The sequence below is a fragment of the uncultured Veillonella sp. genome, assembly GCF_934190855.1.
In the GTDB taxonomy this organism is placed as follows: domain Bacteria; phylum Bacillota; class Negativicutes; order Veillonellales; family Veillonellaceae; genus Veillonella.
On the sequence record NZ_CAKPTN010000019.1, the window covers coordinates 1 to 17,637 of the forward strand.

16 protein-coding genes and 1 riboswitch are annotated in these 17,637 nt (G+C 42.3%); of the genes, 12 read left to right on the forward strand and 4 right to left on the reverse strand.

Annotated features, from left to right (window positions below; all coding sequences use genetic code 11):
• The 4 genes from Q0F90_RS02230 to Q0F90_RS02245 form a co-directional block, all read left to right on the forward strand.
• Positions 1–792: sulfite exporter TauE/SafE family protein (locus Q0F90_RS02230; RefSeq protein ID WP_296002961.1), on the forward strand; the 792-nt coding region annotated here is incomplete at its 5' end.
• Between the two features lie 508 nt (positions 793–1,300).
• A complete protein-coding gene (locus Q0F90_RS02235; protein WP_296002964.1) occupies positions 1,301–4,123 on the forward strand; it encodes an FAD-binding and (Fe-S)-binding domain-containing protein in 2,823 nt (940 codons plus the stop codon).
• A gap of 258 nt (positions 4,124–4,381) precedes the next feature.
• On the forward strand, positions 4,382–4,990 hold the full coding sequence (locus Q0F90_RS02240) for a tetratricopeptide repeat protein (protein ID WP_296002966.1): 609 nt from the start codon (positions 4,382–4,384) through the stop codon (positions 4,988–4,990).
• 2 nt (positions 4,991–4,992) lie between these two features.
• Positions 4,993–5,406, forward strand: coding sequence for a hypothetical protein (locus tag Q0F90_RS02245; RefSeq protein ID WP_296002969.1), 414 nt, complete (start codon positions 4,993–4,995; stop codon positions 5,404–5,406).
• A 10-nt stretch (positions 5,407–5,416) separates the two neighbouring features.
• On the opposite strand, the gene Q0F90_RS02250 is transcribed toward Q0F90_RS02245, so the two are convergent.
• The 3 genes from Q0F90_RS02250 to rarD all read right to left on the reverse strand — a co-directional run bounded on the left by Q0F90_RS02250 (position 5,417) and on the right by rarD (position 7,147).
• Positions 5,417–5,794: a type II toxin-antitoxin system HicB family antitoxin gene (locus Q0F90_RS02250; protein ID WP_119208554.1), complete on the reverse strand. Its 378-nt coding sequence runs from the start codon at positions 5,792–5,794 to the stop codon at positions 5,417–5,419.
• Between the two features lie 9 nt (positions 5,795–5,803).
• Positions 5,804–5,980 (reverse strand): type II toxin-antitoxin system HicA family toxin, encoded by a 177-nt coding sequence (locus tag Q0F90_RS02255; protein ID WP_059364354.1) that lies wholly within the window; start codon positions 5,978–5,980, stop codon positions 5,804–5,806.
• Between the two features lie 282 nt (positions 5,981–6,262).
• Positions 6,263–7,147, reverse strand: coding sequence for an EamA family transporter RarD (gene rarD / locus Q0F90_RS02260; RefSeq protein ID WP_296002972.1), 885 nt, complete (start codon positions 7,145–7,147; stop codon positions 6,263–6,265).
• A 193-nt stretch (positions 7,148–7,340) separates the two neighbouring features.
• Positions 7,341–7,517, forward strand: a riboswitch (cobalamin riboswitch).
• Between the two features lie 294 nt (positions 7,518–7,811).
• Between rarD and Q0F90_RS02265 the strand changes: the two genes are divergently transcribed.
• From Q0F90_RS02265 to Q0F90_RS02295, 7 genes are all read left to right on the forward strand, one after another.
• Positions 7,812–9,974 (forward strand): methylmalonyl-CoA mutase family protein, encoded by a 2,163-nt coding sequence (locus Q0F90_RS02265; RefSeq protein WP_296002974.1) that lies wholly within the window; start codon positions 7,812–7,814, stop codon positions 9,972–9,974.
• 4 nt (positions 9,975–9,978) lie between these two features.
• Positions 9,979–12,168 (forward strand): methylmalonyl-CoA mutase, encoded by a 2,190-nt coding sequence (gene scpA / locus Q0F90_RS02270; protein ID WP_296002978.1) that lies wholly within the window; start codon positions 9,979–9,981, stop codon positions 12,166–12,168.
• Positions 12,161–13,303, forward strand: coding sequence for a methylmalonyl Co-A mutase-associated GTPase MeaB (gene meaB / locus Q0F90_RS02275; RefSeq protein ID WP_296002981.1), 1,143 nt, complete (start codon positions 12,161–12,163; stop codon positions 13,301–13,303). Before scpA ends, meaB begins: the two co-directional genes overlap by 8 nt.
• 201 nt (positions 13,304–13,504) lie before the next feature.
• Positions 13,505–13,762 (forward strand): hypothetical protein, encoded by a 258-nt coding sequence (locus tag Q0F90_RS02280; RefSeq protein ID WP_009352280.1) that lies wholly within the window; start codon positions 13,505–13,507, stop codon positions 13,760–13,762.
• 265 nt (positions 13,763–14,027) lie between these two features.
• On the forward strand, positions 14,028–14,633 hold the full coding sequence (locus Q0F90_RS02285) for a MotA/TolQ/ExbB proton channel family protein (RefSeq protein ID WP_105089924.1): 606 nt from the start codon (positions 14,028–14,030) through the stop codon (positions 14,631–14,633).
• The gene (locus Q0F90_RS02290; RefSeq protein ID WP_296002986.1) at positions 14,630–15,034 is read left to right on the forward strand and encodes a biopolymer transporter ExbD; all 405 of its coding nucleotides are present in this window, start codon (positions 14,630–14,632) and stop codon (positions 15,032–15,034) included. Before Q0F90_RS02285 ends, Q0F90_RS02290 begins: the two co-directional genes overlap by 4 nt.
• A 4-nt stretch (positions 15,035–15,038) precedes the next feature.
• Positions 15,039–15,884 carry a hypothetical protein gene (locus Q0F90_RS02295; protein ID WP_296002989.1) on the forward strand — a complete coding sequence of 282 codons (846 nt, stop codon included), beginning with the start codon at positions 15,039–15,041 and terminating at the stop codon, positions 15,882–15,884.
• A gap of 114 nt (positions 15,885–15,998) precedes the next feature.
• Here the strand turns inward: Q0F90_RS02295 and Q0F90_RS02300 are convergent, their stop codons facing one another.
• Positions 15,999–16,409 (reverse strand): CAAX protease, encoded by a 411-nt coding sequence (locus tag Q0F90_RS02300; RefSeq protein ID WP_296002991.1) that lies wholly within the window; start codon positions 16,407–16,409, stop codon positions 15,999–16,001.
• A 227-nt stretch (positions 16,410–16,636) separates the two neighbouring features.
• On the opposite strand from Q0F90_RS02300, the gene purB reads away from it, so the two are divergent.
• On the forward strand, positions 16,637–17,637 hold a 1,001-nt coding region (gene purB, locus Q0F90_RS02305; protein WP_296002993.1), incomplete at its 3' end, for an adenylosuccinate lyase.

The window sequence follows — 17,637 nt, forward strand, 5'->3', positions numbered from 1 at the left end:
CTCGATAACATAGTGTTATTCTATATATTCTTTACCATAGTCGGTTTTTTAGCTGCTATGCTAGGCACTATCATCGGTGCCGGAGGGGGCCTTGTATTTGTGCCTCTCTTTATGTACTGGTTCCCTGAATGGTCTCCATCCATGATTGTAGGGACGTCGCTCTTTTCTGTTATGTGTAACGCCATTTCTGGATCTATAGCGTATCTCAAACAGAAAAAGGTATATATTAGTGCGGCGCTCGTCTTTAGTGTTGCTACCTTCCCAGGGGCTATTTTAGGGGCTCAAATGTCGGGTTGGTTCTCTGGCAAAGGTTTTATGTTTGCCTTTGGATGCTTTATGCTTTGTGCTTCCTTCTTGATTGGGTTCAAGAATTTCCGAAAAGGTGAACGCAAGGAAGAGTCCCTTACTTTGGATCAGCTAACCTATAGCAAGCCTATAGGTATCAGCATTAGCTTTATTGTAGGTTTTATTTCTAGTATCTTTGGCATTGGCGGCGGACTTATCCACGTACCGGCCTTGATTTATTTGATGGGCTTCCCTACGCATATGGCGACAGCTACGAGCCAATCTATCCTCGCCGTATCTACTACGGTTGGCGTTATGACACATCTAATAGAAAACCATATCGTCTTTAGTATTGCCATACCTACTAGTATTGGTGCCATCTTTGGAGCTCAAGCTGGCGCGCGCATTGCAAAACGACTCAAGGCAAAAGCGATCCTTGCCCTCATGAGCGTAGCCGTTTTTGCGTTGGCTGTACGACTCATCCTTAAATCGGGGATCTTGGGATAAGGTTTATGTATTGATTTATTAAGACAAACTTTAATAAGCATAGTTTAATAAAAGCCTTCTAGCGATAGCTCATAGGAGTTCTATCGCTAGAGGGCTTTTTAGATTTCTAGAGTTTTATGAAAGGGTATAACCAAAAGTCATAGAACTTTGTAAATGAGAATGAAAAAATTAAAATTAGTAAATCATAATAGGTTTATGCATGAGTTTTGAAATCTATTTCCTATAGAATTATATGCAGTACAAATCATAGTTTATCGAGGTTTTCGTATGTATCTATAAAACATATCGATTAATCCTTAATAAATAAGGGTTCTTGATTGGACATGTGAAGAAATGAGTACATGATAATGTTATTGAGATGTACTTTCAACTAAAGAAATAAAAGGGCAGGGCATATCGAGAATTATTAGAAGAGATATAATTTATGCATAATTATAGTAGTGAGAATGAGAACGGCGTATACTAAAAGTAACACATGTTCCTTATGAGAGGATAGGAGGAAATACAAGTGAGTACGCTTATTAGAGATTATGAACGTTTTGCCAAGGAGGCAAAAGAGATTTGTAAAGGTCGCGTGTATACCGATCATTTACGTCGTTATGCGTATGGCGTTGATGCGTCCTGCTATAGCTATTTACCAAAGGTTGTTGTAAAAGCTGAGGATGAACGCGAAGTAAGACGCCTCATTCGTTTATGCCAACAATGCGGCACACCATTTACATTCCGTGCGGCTGGTTCTTCTTTGTCTGGTCAGTGTTCCAGTGAAGACGTGCTCATCGTATGTAATGATGGCTTCAAAAAAATGGAAGTTATTGACGATGGCAAAGCCTTAAAATGTGAATGCGGTGTTATTGGTTCCGATGCGAACGATTTATTGAAACCGTACAATCGTAAAATCGGGCCAGATCCTGCAACGCTTGCAACGGCATTAGTGGGCGGTATTTTAAATAATAACTCCTCTGGTATGTGCTGTGGTACGGCGCAGAACTCTTATAAAACCATTCGCTCTATTCGTGTTGTTTTATTAGACGGCTCTATTCTTGATACGTCTGATCAAAAGAGTATCGATCAATTCCTCAAAGAAAAACCTCAAATGGTAGAAGATCTCTTACAATTGCGCAAAGAAATCTTGGCTGACGAAGAATTGACTCATTTGATTCATCATAAATACAAAATTAAAAATACTACAGGCTACGGCTTGAACTCCCTCGTTGATTTTGAAGATATTATCGATATCATCAACCACTTGTTCATCGGTTCTGAAGGTACATTGGGCTTCGTATCTGAAGTAGTGTACAACACTGTTGAAGACGTGCCTCATAAAGGTTGCGGTTTGATGTTCTTCAAAACATTGAACGATGCATCCCTTGCGGTTGTAGCGTTGGCTAATATGGGACGTGAAAAGGTTATTGCTGCAGAAATGATGGACTATCAGTCCTTGCGCGCCGTTCAAGCCTTAGATAACGTGCCTGACTTCGTTCGTGAAGTGCCTGAAGGTACAAGTGCCATCTTGTTCCAAACTGAAAGTTACTCCAAAGAAACTGTAGATGAAAACTTAGCTTTCATTAAAGAACAATTGAAAGATATTCCGACAGCTATTCCTAGTCTCTACTCTCAAGACCCTAAGGAATACGATTCTTGGTGGGCTATCCGTAAAGGTATCTTGCCAATCGTTGGCGGTCAACGCAGAAAAGGCACCACTGTTATTACAGAGGATGTATGCTTCCAAATTGAAGACTTCACTAAGGGCATCGAAATGATTACGGAATTGTTCCATAAATACGATTTCGTAGACGGTGGCGTAATCTTCGGTCATGCTTTGTCTGGTAACGTTCACTTCAATATTACCCCTGACTTCAGTGATCTTAAAGATACTAAGAACTTTGGTGATTTGGTAAAAGAAATGTCCGAGCGCGTATCTGGTTTTGGTGGTTCTTTGAAAGCTGAACACGGTACAGGCCGCATGGTAGCACCATTCGTTGAAATGGAATGGGGCAAAAAAGCGTACGAAATCAATCGTCGCATCAAAGCTATCTTTGACCCTGAACGTATCTTGAACCCAGATGTTATCATCACAGATGATTCAGATGTGTACAAGAAAAACCTTAAAGCACAATGCGCTATCGATGATGCTTTCACAATCTGTATGGAATGCGGTTTCTGTGAAAAACATTGTCCAAGCCGTAATTTAACATTGACTCCACGTCAACGGATTGCGTTGTTGCGTGAAACGAAACGCCTTGAAAACGAAGGTAATTTCACATTGGCATCCGAGCTCAGAAAGGGCTACGAATACTACGGTGTGGAAACTTGTGCAGCTTGCTCTATGTGTAAAGGTCTTTGCCCACTCAGCATCGATACTGCTCAAATCGCATTGTCCATGCGTCGCATTGATCCACCTGCACCAGAATTGGCTAAGAAGATTTACGACAATTTCTCCACAACGCTTCAAATGGCTCGCGCCGGCGTAAGCCTTGAAGGCATTGCAGGCTCCATCATTACGCAAAAAGCAATTTCCAAGATTACCGACGGTTTACATGGCGTAACAGGTATTACACCGTACTTACCTAAAACAACGCCTAAGGCTAACCACTATAGATTGAGAAATCGTATTAAACCAACTAACTTTGAAAAAGTTGTATACTTCAGTACGTGTGCGAACCGCGCCTTCAAACCGAACCAAGGTTATGACGATGATCGTAGCCTACAACAAGTAGTGGAAAGCCTCTGCAACAAGGCTCATATCGATATTATTTATCCTCAACATATCGAAAACCTATGCTGCGGCTTGAGCTTTGAAAACTACGATGACGTTCATGAGCGCGCTGTTAAGGACTTACACGATGCATTGATGAAAGCTTCTCAAAATGGTAAATATCCAATTGTAATTGACCATAGCGCATGCTTCAACCATGCTTTCAAACATATGCCAGACTTAGAAATAAACGATATTTCTGAATTCTTGTGCAAATATGTAGTGCCTCATCTCGACATTGAAAAATGCGATGAACGTGTTATCGTACACAAACAATGTAAGATTAAATCTTTGAACAAATCCCAATACATTGAAGACTTGGCTCGCCTCTGCACAGATCATGTATTCAACATTAAATCCTTTGCGTGCGACGGATTTGCTGGCCAAAAAGGTTTCTTCACGCCAGAACTCAACAAAGCGGCTACGAAAGATCTTGCTGGTGAAATTGCTGAATACGGCGCAACACTAGGCGTAAGCTCCAGCTCTACTTGTGAAATCGGTCTTGGTGAAAGCGGTGGTATCCCATTCGTAGGCGTTGCATTCCTATTAGACCGTTGCTCTAAAGCAAAAAAATAATATATAAGCCTTATAATAGGTAGCGTTTACTATGGGTATATTATTATGCTATACTACGTATAGGTAGAGTGTATGAAATTACCGACAATATAACGAAAAAGGACGAGTTATGGCTCGTCCTTTTTTGTATGTAGTTTTGGTATAATTGTAATGGTAATTAAGAAATTAAGTAATAGTATTACTTATTGTAATCATATTAAATAATGAAGATATACGACATAATGTGTTTGTATTATATAGATAATATAGAGGTAATATATGAAATATATTCTGTTATGTATTTGCTTGCTTAGCCTATTAGGTTGTGGCACAGATACTAAGACTCAGCAAGATACTAAACCTACAACAACAGCTAATGAACAAGCTAAAACAGCACAAGATCAAGATGCCCATGTTATGGCCGCTAAGCAGGCTCTGTCCTCTGGTGATTATGCTAAAGCTATTGAGGAAGCGAATGCTGCTATTAAAGCAGACGCAAACAACGGAGAAGCTTATTCCATTCGTGGTTTCGCAACGGCCTTGAATGGTGATACAGCTAAAGGCTTAGCAGATACTAAAAAAGCTTATGATTTAGATCCTAATAATGTAGCGAATTTCTATAACATGGCCATGGTGTACAAGTTACAAGGCCAATTAAACGACTCTAAAGAATGGTTTGAAAAGGTATTAGAAAAGGACCCTAGCAACACTTGGTCTGTGTATGGCATTGCTACCATTTATGCAGACCAAGGGGATGATACTAAGGCCCTTGATTGGCTTGAAAAGGCGATTACAATTGATCCATCTGTAAAATCCGTTGCAGCAGGTCAAGACCATTTTGAACGCTTTCACAATAATACGCGATTTAAAACATTAGTAGGATTATAGGCATGGACACTAAACAAATCATTCGCCATATTATAAAGTTAGTTGGTTTCTTCTATTGGTTCATTTTTTTGTATTTGGGCGGTCAAATGCTAGGCAGCTGGTCTGACTTTATGACTCGGTACAATATTGAAACACCTATTTTTCTTACTTTTATCGTTGTGATAGGGTGTATTGTTACGCCTTATTTAGTATTTTATTGGAAAAAACTGAATCCTCGTACAAAACCGCCCTATTTAGTGCGCTGTCTCAGTGCCTACATGGATCAACTAGAGGACCGACATAGCATTTGGTTTGATGTACTCTATGTACTCAAACTATTGCTCTATTTTGTAACCATCATGTGGATGATCTGCGTAGGTCTGCTAACACTTGCAATCATTGCGTGGACTGTAGTTCTAATTTTGCTGAGTCATTGATGGTGTAAATTTACATTGTTTTTTCTACTAACGCTTCTTGTAAAAGCTGAGAAAAATTAATCCCTTTAGCTAAAGCTCTATCGTTAAGCCATGCTGGAATTGTTAATGTTTTCTTTACGGATTTACTGTTTTTAGCTAAATCAATATCTGTTTGTACTAATGTAGGATAGGTTGTATCCGTACAAGGTAAGTTGCGAATAGATGTAGGGGCTGGTAAACTTTCTCCATCTTCTAAGGCTCCTAAAATATATAGCTCCATCGCCTCTTGGGCATTAGTTACAAGCTCTGTTAGTGTTGAGCCAGTACTACTTGTATATTCTAAGTCTGGAAACTCAGCCCAGAAACCATCAGCATCATCATGGATTATAGCAGGGTATATAAATTTCATATTTCCTCCTTATTTTAGTCCGGTTCTCTTCAAAATGGCATTTAATAAACCTATCGGTACATCCTTGCCATGTACGGCAATTACTTCGACTTGATCATCTTTTTTCAAACGATGATGACTTCCTCGTTGGCGTACATCCTTCCAACCATTTTTTAACAGTAGTTTAAGTAAATCTTTGTCCTTCATAGGCTCTCCTTTTATGATAACACGTATATACGTATAAAACAATTGATAGGAGTATTACTTATCTCATCTGTAGTCTAGCATCGTTTTTGGCTGCATAGTGGTGACCATTGGTCACCTAGGTTCCTATTAGTCACTTGACAATATAGTTTTAGAAATGAACAGTTTGAATATAAATAAATCGAATTAATAGGGATAAGAAAATATTGGGATAATTGTAAAAGCAATAATGCAAAAAAGCTATATCAAATGTAGAGCGCATTTGATACAGCTTTTTATAGTTCCTTATTTAGTTCGTGTTAGTTGATTGGACATGGTGTAGATAGCTAGTGCTATCCAGATGCAACTGAAGGCAATCATTTGTGGTGTATCGAAGCTTTCACCAAAGTAGAAGATGGCTAGCAATAACGCGATGGTTGGAGATACATATTGCAGGAAGCCTAGCAGGTTGAGCGGCAATAGTTGTGCGCCGTAGGAGAATAGCACTAATGGTACAGATGTAGTGAGGCCACAGGCGATGAGTAGCAAGGTGGTGTACCAGTCTGTGCCGAAATAGGACCATACTGTGTTATCGACCATAGTTGTATAGAGTAAGGCGAGGGGCGTTAAGAGCCATGCTTCGAAGGCAATGCTCGTAAAAGGCGAGATGAGTAGTTTCTTTTTTACAACCCCATAGAGGCCAAAGGAGACCGCAAGGATCAACGATACTATTGGTAAGGAGCCCAATTGATAGGTGAGCAAGGCAATGCCGATGGTGGCGATGAGAACGCTCAGCTTTTTCGGGGTGCTTAGAAATTCTTTGAATAGGATAACACCTAATACTACGTTGAGGAGTGGGTTTATGTAATAGCCCAAACTCGTATTCATAACTTGATTGTTGGCGATGGCCCAAATATAGGTGAACCAATTAATGCTGATGATAACAGAGGCGACCAAAAGTAATACGAGTTGTGATCGTTGTTCTCTTAGTAATTGAAAGTCTTTTTTGAATTGCTTAAAATGCATGCCAAATACAACGATAGCCATGCAGATGCCGGACCAGATAATGCGTTGTGCCAGTATATTATACGGTGAAATATGGTTTAATAATGCCCAATACAGAGGGAGTAACCCCCAGATTATATAGCAACTAAGGGCTGTTACTAGCCCTTTTTTGTTTGTCTGCTCCATAATGCATCCTCCATCCTTCATAATGCCGCCTCTTGATAGTTCTTATTATATCATTGCTCATAGACGATGGGATGTGAATATGAGTTTTAGTTATTGCACATGACTTTCAGTTATAACCTAAAATTTGTTACTTATGATTAACTGTTATGTTCATTGACTTTGTGCATAATCTTACACTATATTGGACTTAGAACAACGAATATAGAGAATAGGTGTCGCAAGACTTAATAGAGAAATCGGTACAAGCCGATGCGGTCCCGCCACTGTAAGGACGAGCCTGCTTTCATAGATGTCACTGGAGCAATCTGGGAAGGCGAAAGCGAGGTGATGAGCCCGAGCCAGGAGAACTGCCTATTTGATAATCACCGTTATGTACCTACGAGCGATAGGAAGGGGATTGAGGTATGCTGGTTTCAGTATTTTTTTGGCGTACCTTTCAATAAGAAACCTTACGTGTCACTTTTGGGTGGCACGTTTTTTGTTGCCCTTGAAAGTGGCTGTTTAGCGTATGAATCAGGCTTTATAATGATTGAATTAAGGGACATAGACTTGAGGTTGATGTGGTCCAAGAACAGGAAAGCTCGTGTGATTCATAGATATAACACTTCGCAGGTACGGTGCGCTGTTTCTCGGTATGGTTTCGAGTTGAAAAGGAGGCACATATATGTCTGACAAAAAGACTTCGAAGGACGCAGAACGCGATCTATTGGCACCTGTATCCTTTGACGAATTTGAGAAACCTACGTATGAACAATGGCAGGCTGAAGTTGAAAAGGCGTTAAAAGGTGGGGACTTCCACAAGAAGATGTTCACGAAAACCTATGAAGGTATTACGTTGCAGCCAATTTACACACCTGCACTGCATGGAGAAAAAATTCCAAAAGGTGTATACCCTGGGGCAGGCGAGTTCCTACGTGGCACGAAGGCAAGTGGTTATATTAAAGAGTCTTGGGGCGTATCCCAGTACGTAGACGATTCCTTGCCTAAAGATGCTAACCATGCAAGTTTATACGAAATTGTAAAAGGTGGCACCATCCACAACATTCGCCTTGATGAGGCGACACGCCATGATCAAGATGTACAAGTTGGGGCATCCGTCGGCGTTGGTGGTACATCCTTGTCCACCATGGATGACTGCAGTCAATTGATCGAGCGTTTTAATCTTAAAGAAAATCCTTTATACATTGAAACAGGCGCTTCTGCAGCAATCTTGATCGGTATGTTAGCAGCCACTGTGAAAGGCTCTAAAAAACAAACAGCTGACTTGAAAGGTCTCGTTGGTGCAGACCCTGTAGGCGTTTGGGCTAAAGACGGTGCATTGCATATTTCTTTAGATACAGCCTTTGATGAAATGGCACATACTGTTGTATGGGCTAAAGAACAAGCACCAGAGCTTAAAACAGTACTCGTATCTGGTGACGTATACGCTAATGGCGGCGCTAACGATGTGCAAGAGGTTGCTTATGCATTGGCAACGGCTGTTTGCTATGTACGTCAACTAGCACAACGGAACATCGATATTCACACCATCGCGAAGAGCATGATGTTCACATTCTCTTTAGGTGCTAACTTCTTTATGGAAATTGCTAAATTACGTGCGTTGCGCGTACTTTGGGCTCGCATCATGGAAGCATTCGGTGCTGAAGAAGCGGACCGCACCGTTCATGTACATGGTAGAACATCTGCTTTCACAAAAACTGTATACGACCCATATGTAAACTTGTTGCGTAATACAACACAAGCATTCTCTGGCGTTGTAGGCGGTTTGAACAGCCTTGAAGTATCTCCATTCGACCAACCAATTCGCAAAGCGGACGATTTCTCGCGCCGTATTGCCCGTAATATCCAAGTTATGTTGCAAACTGAATTCGAGTTGCGTCAACCTGTGGACCCTGTAGGCGGTTCTTGGTACGTGGAAACATTGGCTGCCGAATTATGCGAAAAAATCTGGGCTGAGTTCCAAACTATCGAATCTAAAGGCGGCATCGTGGCGGCCTTGAAAGAAGGCTATCCACAAGCTCAAGTTAAAGCAATCCTCGATGAACGCTTCAAAAACCTTGCATTCCGTAAGGATGTGGCTGTTGGTAACAACATGTATGCGAACATGACGGAAGAATTGCTGGATCCAAAACCAGAAAATCAAGAAACATTGCGTCAAAAACGTGTGGCTCAAATCGATGAGTACTTGGCAGGTGCAGAGGCTGATGCGGTTGTGAAAGCACAGGCTACCCTAGAAGCAAGTACGACAGAACCGGGCGCTTTGATTGGTCTCATCGAACTTGGTGCATTGCAAAAATTGACAATGCGTCAAATCCGCAAGTCCTTAGACGCTGGCGATATTTCGTCTGAAACAATTGAACCAATTACAGCACATCGCTGGACTGAACAATTTGAAGCACTTCGTATGCGCACTGAAAACTATAAACAACGTACGAAAGACAATGTGAAGGTATTCTTGGCTAATATGGGCCCAATCCCTCAACATAAACCTCGTGCAGACTTCTCCACAGGCTTCTTCGAAGTAGGTGCTTTTGAAGTTATTAAAAATGATGGACATGAAACAACGGCTGATGCGGCGAAGGCTGCTCGTGAAAGTGGTGCCGATGTTGTCGTTATCTGTTCCACAGATGATACATATCCAGAATTAGTACCACCACTTGCAAAAGAATTGAAAGAAACTATGCCTAATGTAACAGTTATCTTGGCAGGGGCACCTCCTAAGGACCTTGAGCCTGTATACCGTGAAGCTGGCGTAGACGACTTCATTTCCGTTCGTGCAAATTGTTACGAAATCTTGAATACATTACAAGATAAGAAAGGGATGTGAGCTCATGTTTAAAAATCCAGACTTCTCCTCTCTTGGCTTGGGAACGCAGTCACCGACATCTCGCGATGCATGGCTTGCTGAACTTCAAAAAGAAACAGGAAAAAGCTTTGAAGATTTATATAATACGACAATGGAGCAAATCCAACTAAAACCTCTCTATACAGAGATGGATTATGAAGGAATGACACACCTTGATTATATGGCTGGTGTACCTCCATTCTTGCGTGGACCTTATTCCACAATGTACGTAACTCGTCCTTGGACAGTACGTCAGTACGCTGGTTTCTCCACAGCCGAAGAATCCAATGCGTTCTATCGTCGTAACTTGGCAGCGGGCCAAAAAGGTTTGTCTATCGCCTTTGACCTTGCCACACACCGTGGTTACGACTCCGACCATCCTCGCGTAGTAGGTGACGTTGGTAAAGCCGGTGTTGCGGTAGACTCCATCCTCGATATGGAAATTCTATTCTCCGGTATTCCTCTCGACCAAATGTCCGTATCCATGACAATGAACGGCGCCGTATTGCCTGTTATGGCGTTCTATATCCTAGCTGGTGAAGAACAAGGCGTTGATAAAAAGGTTATGGCTGGTACAATTCAAAATGATATCTTGAAAGAGTTCATGGTACGTAATACTTATATTTACCCTCCAGCTACGTCCATGCGCATCATCGGCGATATCTTTGCGTACACATCTCAGTACATGCCTAAATTCAACAGTATCTCCATTTCTGGCTACCATATGCAAGAAGCAGGCGCTACGGCAGATATCGAATTAGGTTACACATTGGCCGATGGTCTTGAATACATCCGTACCGGTGTAAATGCAGGCCTTCACGTAGATAAATTCGCTCCACGTTTGTCCTTCTTCTGGGCAATCGGGAAGAACTACTTCATGGAAGTGGCGAAAATGCGTGCTGCTCGTATGTTGTGGGCTAAGATTATTAAAAGCTTTGGTTCTGAAAATCCTAAATCCATGGCTCTTCGTACACATAGCCAAACTTCTGGGTGGTCCTTAACAGAACAAGATCCATTTAACAACGTAGCTCGTACATGTATGGAAGCGATGGGCGCTGCATTGGGCCATACGCAATCTCTACATACCAATGCGCTTGATGAAGCCATTGCGTTGCCTACGGACTTCTCTGCACGTATTGCCCGTAATACTCAGCTTTACATTCAAGACGAAACTAAGGTATGTAAGGTTATCGATCCATGGGGCGGTTCCTACTATGTAGAAGCATTGACTGATGAATTAATTCGCCGTGCTTGGGGTCATATCCAAGAAATCGAATCTCTTGGCGGTATGGCGAAAGCGATTGATACTGGTCTTCCTAAGATGCGTATCGAAGAAGCGGCAGCTCGTCGCCAAGCTCGTATCGACTCTGGCCGTGAAGCGATCATCGGCATCAATAAATATCGTCTAGATAAAGAAGATCCATTGGATATCCTCGACGTAGATAACACGGCTGTACGGGAAGCGCAAATCCGTCGTCTTGAACAATTGCGTGCTAACCGCGACGAAGAAAAGGTTCAATCCTGCCTCGAAGCGATTACGAATGCTACAGAATCCGGAGAAGGCAACTTGCTTGCCCTTGCCCTTGAAGCAGCTCGTGCTCGTGCATCTTTGGGGGAAATTTCCTTTGCTGTTGAAAAGGTTTGTGGCCGTCATAAAGCGGTTATTCGCTCTATTTCTGGCGTATACTCTAGCGAATATGAAGATGACGATGTTATCAAAGAAGTACGTCAAATGGCAGATGACTTCGAAGAACTCGAAGGTCGTCGCCCTCGTATCATGATTGCGAAGATGGGCCAAGATGGTCATGATCGCGGTGCCAAAGTTATCGCTACATCCTTCGCAGATATGGGCTTCGACGTAGATATCGGACCTTTGTTCCAAACGCCAGAAGAAACAGCACAAGATGCGGTGGATAATGACGTTCACATCGTCGGCTTCAGTTCCCTTGCGGCAGGTCACAAAACATTGTTACCTCAACTTGTGGAAGAACTCAACAAGCGCGGTCGTGGAGATATTTTGGTTGCCATCGGTGGCGTAATCCCTGCTCAGGACTATGAGTTCCTACGCGAACATGGCGCAGTGGCTATCTTTGGCCCTGGTACAGTCTTGCCTGTAGCGGCTAAGAAATTGCTAGAAACATTGACTAGTCACATTCAAGACGAGTCTGATGACTGATACTTATCGTCCCGATTGGGTGCCAGAAGATGCGAAGAAAGATGATACCTTCGCGTGTCATGTCATGAAAGGCGTCAAGGAAATGCACGACGGCCTTTTATCTAGCTCCGCTCACCTGGCTCCGTCGGTACGTCCCGTACAGCGGCGAAAGAAGTTAACTGTCGCTGATTATGTACGCGGTATCGAGCAGGGGGACCGCGTTATACTTTCACGGGCTATCACATTAGTAGAAAGTAATAATAAGGAACACTTTAAATTAGCTCAACAAGTATTGCAAGCTATATTGCCTCGCACGGGCAAGGCGTTGCGCATCGGTATTACTGGTGTGCCTGGGGCCGGTAAAAGTACATTTATTGAAGCCTTTGGCAATATGCTCATTGAAGCAGGTTACAAGGTGGCCGTACTTGCTGTAGACCCTACAAGCCAAGTCACAAAGGGCAGTATTTTAGGCGATAAAACGCGGATGGAAACATTGACGAAACATCCTGACGCGTACATTCGTCCATCGCCGGCTGGTGGCACACTGGGCGGTGTAGCTCGTAAAAGTAGAGAGACTATGCTACTTTGCGAGGCTGCTGGATACGATATCATTCTCGTTGAAACCGTTGGGGTTGGGCAAAGTGAAGTTACCGTGCGTTCCATGGTAGACTTCTTTATGCTCATCGTATTAACTGGTGCAGGCGATGAATTACAAGGCATCAAAAAAGGCGTTATGGAGCTGGCTGATGCTATTGTGGTCAACAAGGCTGATGGGGATAACCTCAAGCGTGCTCTCATCGCTCGTAGCGATTACGATCGGATGTTGCATTACATTCGTCCGGCTACGGAAAAATGGAAAACCCAAGCCTACACATGTTCAGCAGTGACAAAGGATGGTCTCGATGAATTATGGGATGTCATCCAAGAATTTGCTGAACAAGGTAAAGAAAATGGGGTATTCTTAAAACGCCGTCAAGAACAATCCCTTCGTTGGGTACGCGATATGATTGATGAACACTTGCACAATCTATTCTTTAATAATATAGTCATTCAAGGTCGCATGGGCGAAGTGGAATCTGCTGTCTTAGACGGAGAAATGAGCGAATCTCAAGCCGTAGAAGAATTAATTACTGTCTTTGACAAGTCCTTAAGATAACATAAAAGGCATAGTATCAAATGTGCTATAGGCCAAGTGCCGTAGTACATTGATGCTATGCCTTTTTCTGTATAATAATAAATAATTAGTCTTAATTAGCTAATAAAAGCTAGATGTTCTATAAGTTCATCTTTTTAAATTGCTAAAGTCGGTGTATAATTAAAGTATATTCACCGTTAATGTTATGAGGGGGACATTCAAATGAACAAAAAACTGTTATTACCAATCGGTGTAGTCGTTTTGATTATTGGTATTGCCATTTTATTGTTAAATCCAGATCCGGCGGCGGCTAATTTGGAAATTGCAAGAAATGCGACTAATGCGCAAGCAGCAGCTAAGGCTATCTCTGCGAATAACCAATCTTACACCTTGTGGTATTCTATCGGTATGTTCTGTAGCGGTTTAGGACTGGCTTTAGGCGTAGGTGGCTTCATCGTAAACATCATTAAAAAAGACTAATCTAGTTTGTGTGCTACGATTTAAAAGGCTGTACTAGAATGTAGATCATTTTAGTACAGCCTTTTTGCATATATTTTATTATACTCTATTTTTTTGTGAAAGTTCTAATCCTCAATTTATATGGCTATTACCTTGCAAATTTATATGGTTATGACGTGGTAAATTTATGTGGCTTTTACGTCGCATATCTTGTTTTTTGATAAGGTAAAACGTGATATAATTAACCAGATAGAGCCTAAAGGGTAAAAGGCTTTTGGAGGTTAGTATGAGTAGTATAGCGCATTTATTTGTAGCTGGTGGGTTTGTTATGTATCCACTAGTGATTTTTTTGCTTTTCGCTTTGATGATCGGTATTGAGCGTATCGTGTTATATCGCAAGTTCACTAAGGATTTGCGTCGCTTTAATAAGGTGTTAGAGAAGAACCAATCTTGGGTCATGCTACCAAGTGTTCTAGAACGAGACACAGAGGAGCTCGGTTCTTTATTTGCTCGCGCTATGCGCAGTGCAAAGAACTATAATGGTTTAGAAAACCGTTTGCAAGACGTAGTATCTTATGCCGATGAGCGTTTAAAACGCGGCCTTAGCTGGCTCAGTATGATTGTAACGATGGCACCGTTGTTGGGCCTATTGGGTACAGTGCTCGGTATGATTCGCGCCTTTGCTGTGGTAGGCGGCGATATTGGGGCTCCTACTATCATTACAGGAGGTGTGTCGGAAGCCTTGGTGGCAACGGCTACTGGCTTGACCGTAGCGATTATCGCTCTTGGCTTTCACAGTTACTGTGCAGCAAAGGTAAATGATTCGATTACTACATTAGAGCATGAGTGCGGCAACATCCTCGATGCGTACAACGAGGAGCATGATATATGAGACGACGCACATTAGGGGTTAAAAAAGAACCGACTATCATGATTATCCCCATGATCGATATCGTATTCTTTTTATTGGTATTTTTCATGGTGGGCACGTTGTATATGAATACAGAGCAGCAAATTCCGCTTAATTTGCCATCTGCATCGACGTCTACAGCAAAATCTATTGAGCCTATTACGATTACGCTCACCACGACGCACACGCTATATATCGACAATCAGGAAATCTCTTCCAATCGATTGGCCGAAGAGGTACAAGCTATCGTGAAACAAGCGCCGCGACAAGCTTTTATCATTCGCGCGTCCAAGGACGTGTATTATAGCGAGGTTATCGCTCTCTTAGACATGCTCAAGGTGAATGGCGCTAAATATATTAGCGTCGCTACGGAACGGAAGTGATTCTATGTTTGAATCGCATTATCTGAAACCGTTTATCGTGTCCTTAGGCATTACGACCATACTCATCTCTGGCATGGGCCTTTCGTTGCGGGGGATGGCCGGTACTGGTGCTGCTCATGATGCGGCGGAAATTAGCTTTAATTTGCCTGATGATGGTGAAAGCGATACAGGGGTAGCTACCGTTGAGGAACTACCAAAACCTGTGGAAAAGCCTACGGGAAAAATACTGGACGAAACTCCAGCAGGGGCGGCTCCTAAGGTGAATCCATCGCTAGATGAGCGCAAGCAAGGGGATGAACGTACGAAAGAGTTAAGTGAAAGTACAGCACCATCTAGTGTGCGCCGAGAATGGGCTGTTCCAAAGGCTATTGAGTCAGAATCGAGTAGCAGTGAACAAGCGGTAGTTACGCATGGGACTGATTCTAGGGATGGAAACTCCTCCAAGAATAGTAGGGCGCCTATCGGTAAAGATGTAACATCGGATCCGAATGCAAATGGCAACGGGCTGCCTGAATCTAGTGACTTATCCTTCTTATCTGATTTAGCATTGAGTCTGTTGACGCCAGGGCAACAAGCACTTTTACAAAAACCAGATATTAATCCTCATGACTATTTGCGGACTGTGCAAGAACAGGGGCGAGCATCCGTCGTAACCGGCAAGGTCGTAGTACGGGTTAACTTTGATGTAAATGGTAACGTCATTGTTGGGGAACATACGCCACTCATTGTAGACGATGTACCGGAAGCCGTACGAGACGAAGCGCTGCGCATTATCAAAAGCAGTGGCTCCATCGTTAATCGACGGGGTGAACCTGTTTACCTAGCAGTTCCCGTTATTCTAGGACAATAAAGAGGCATATCTCATACAAATGTATGTAAGATATGCCTCTTTTGTTATGTTTGTATGTAATGAATGTTTAATTGAAACGATATATGTTACGACGTAATTTAAGGTATCCTTATGTTAGTCCTGATTGGTTAACATTGTTTTCGTAGAGTTAAATACCGCAAGGTATACGATGGCACCACCGATAAATAAGGTAGCTTGCATTGGAACACTAAATTGATTAGCACGCCACAATGCGAAGGCGTAGAAGAACATAGTCACTAGCATGATGAGGAATGCAATGATAACGCGTACATTGGTGTTAACCGCTAAGGATGTAGTAATACGAGATTTATTGAGTATCACGTAAATCAAGGATACGATGATATCTGCTGTAAAGATGGAGAATACATAGTTGAGATCAAACTCTCCAAATAGAACTACAGCCAAGCCGATAAAGCTGAGCCCAAAGAATAGGCGTAATAAAATGCCTATAGTATTCGATTCATTGCGCTGCGCACGACGCTCTTTGCGATTTAAATTTGCCATGGAAGCCTCCCAGTAATGATATACAAGCCCATGTATATTTCAGATAGCTCTAGTATATCATTTTATTAGTATAAATACTAAATTAAAGTCATCACTATTAAATACGAACGATTAGCAAATTTAATATAATTATCATTCGGAAAATTGTCGGTCTTTCGTTGAATGGAGCTTTCACATATGGTACAATAATCCTATAAATCTAGCTTTTATCATGCAAAGGAGACATCATGATACCACGTTATACACGAGAAGAAATGGGCCATATTTGGAGCGAGCGCAACGAGTTCGACACAATGTTATTGGTGGAGATCCTCGCATCCGAGGCGCAAGCTGAATTGGGCATTATCCCTAAAGAAGCGGCAAAAACAATTCGCGAAAAAGCCGATTTCGACGTTGAGCGCATTCATGAAATTGAAAAGGAAACAAACCACGATATCATTTCCTTCGTAACGGCAGTAGGCGAATACGTAGGTCCTGAAGCGGCTAAATATATCCATCTTGGTCTTACATCTACAGACGTTAAAGATACAGCACTTGGTTACATGATGAAACAAGCGTGCGACATCTTGATTGCTGACTTGAAACGCTTGCACGAAGTATTACGTCGTCGCGCAGCTGAGTTCAAATATACACCTATGATTGGCCGTACTCATGGTATCCACGGTGAACCAACTACATTTGGTTTGAAATTGGCGTTGTGGATGGCTGAAGTAGAACGCGACATCGAACGCATGGAACATGCTCGTAAAAGCGTGGCTGTAGGTAAATTGTCCGGCGCTGTTGGTACGTACTCCAATATCGATCCATTCGTAGAGCAATACGTATGTGAAAAATTAGGTCTTGAACCTGTTAAAATTGCTACGCAAGTCGTACAACGTGACCGTCACGCTGAATTGTTGTCCACTATTGCTGTTGTAGGCGGCACATTGGATAAAATCGGCAAAGAAATTCGTCACTTACAACGTACAGAAGTACGCGAAGCGGAAGAATATTTCAGCCCTAAACAAAAGGGTTCCTCTGCGATGCCTCATAAACGCAATCCTATTACTTGTGAAAGAATCTGCGGTATGGCTCGCTTACTTCGTGGCTATGCACAATCTGCTTTCGAAGATCAAGCTTTGTGGCATGAACGCGATATTTCCCACAGCTCTGTGGAACGGGTAATCTTGCCAGATGCAACAATCGCGTTGAATTACATGCTTCATTTAACAATCCGCACTATCGATAA

Excerpts from the sequence above, each read along its gene's own strand:
- Q0F90_RS02265 (WP_296002974.1), top strand. The coding sequence starts at position 7,812 with ATGTCTGACAAAAAGACTTCGAAGGACGCAGAACGCGATCTATTGGCA.
- scpA (WP_296002978.1), top strand. The coding sequence starts at position 9,979 with ATGTTTAAAAATCCAGACTTCTCCTCTCTTGGCTTGGGAACGCAGTCA.
- Q0F90_RS02250 (WP_119208554.1), bottom strand. The coding sequence starts at position 5,794 with ATGAAATTTATATACCCTGCTATAATCCATGATGATGCTGATGGTTTC.
- Q0F90_RS02255 (WP_059364354.1), bottom strand. The coding sequence starts at position 5,980 with ATGAAGGACAAAGATTTACTTAAACTACTGTTAAAAAATGGTTGGAAG.
- Q0F90_RS02240 (WP_296002966.1), top strand. The coding sequence starts at position 4,382 with ATGAAATATATTCTGTTATGTATTTGCTTGCTTAGCCTATTAGGTTGT.
- rarD (WP_296002972.1), bottom strand. The coding sequence starts at position 7,147 with ATGGAGCAGACAAACAAAAAAGGGCTAGTAACAGCCCTTAGTTGCTAT.
- Q0F90_RS02290 (WP_296002986.1), top strand. The coding sequence starts at position 14,630 with ATGAGACGACGCACATTAGGGGTTAAAAAAGAACCGACTATCATGATT.
- Q0F90_RS02300 (WP_296002991.1), bottom strand. The coding sequence starts at position 16,409 with ATGGCAAATTTAAATCGCAAAGAGCGTCGTGCGCAGCGCAATGAATCG.
- meaB (WP_296002981.1), top strand. The coding sequence starts at position 12,161 with ATGACTGATACTTATCGTCCCGATTGGGTGCCAGAAGATGCGAAGAAA.
- Q0F90_RS02280 (WP_009352280.1), top strand. The coding sequence starts at position 13,505 with ATGAACAAAAAACTGTTATTACCAATCGGTGTAGTCGTTTTGATTATT.
- Q0F90_RS02285 (WP_105089924.1), top strand. The coding sequence starts at position 14,028 with ATGAGTAGTATAGCGCATTTATTTGTAGCTGGTGGGTTTGTTATGTAT.
- Q0F90_RS02245 (WP_296002969.1), top strand. The coding sequence starts at position 4,993 with ATGGACACTAAACAAATCATTCGCCATATTATAAAGTTAGTTGGTTTC.
- Q0F90_RS02295 (WP_296002989.1), top strand. The coding sequence starts at position 15,039 with ATGTTTGAATCGCATTATCTGAAACCGTTTATCGTGTCCTTAGGCATT.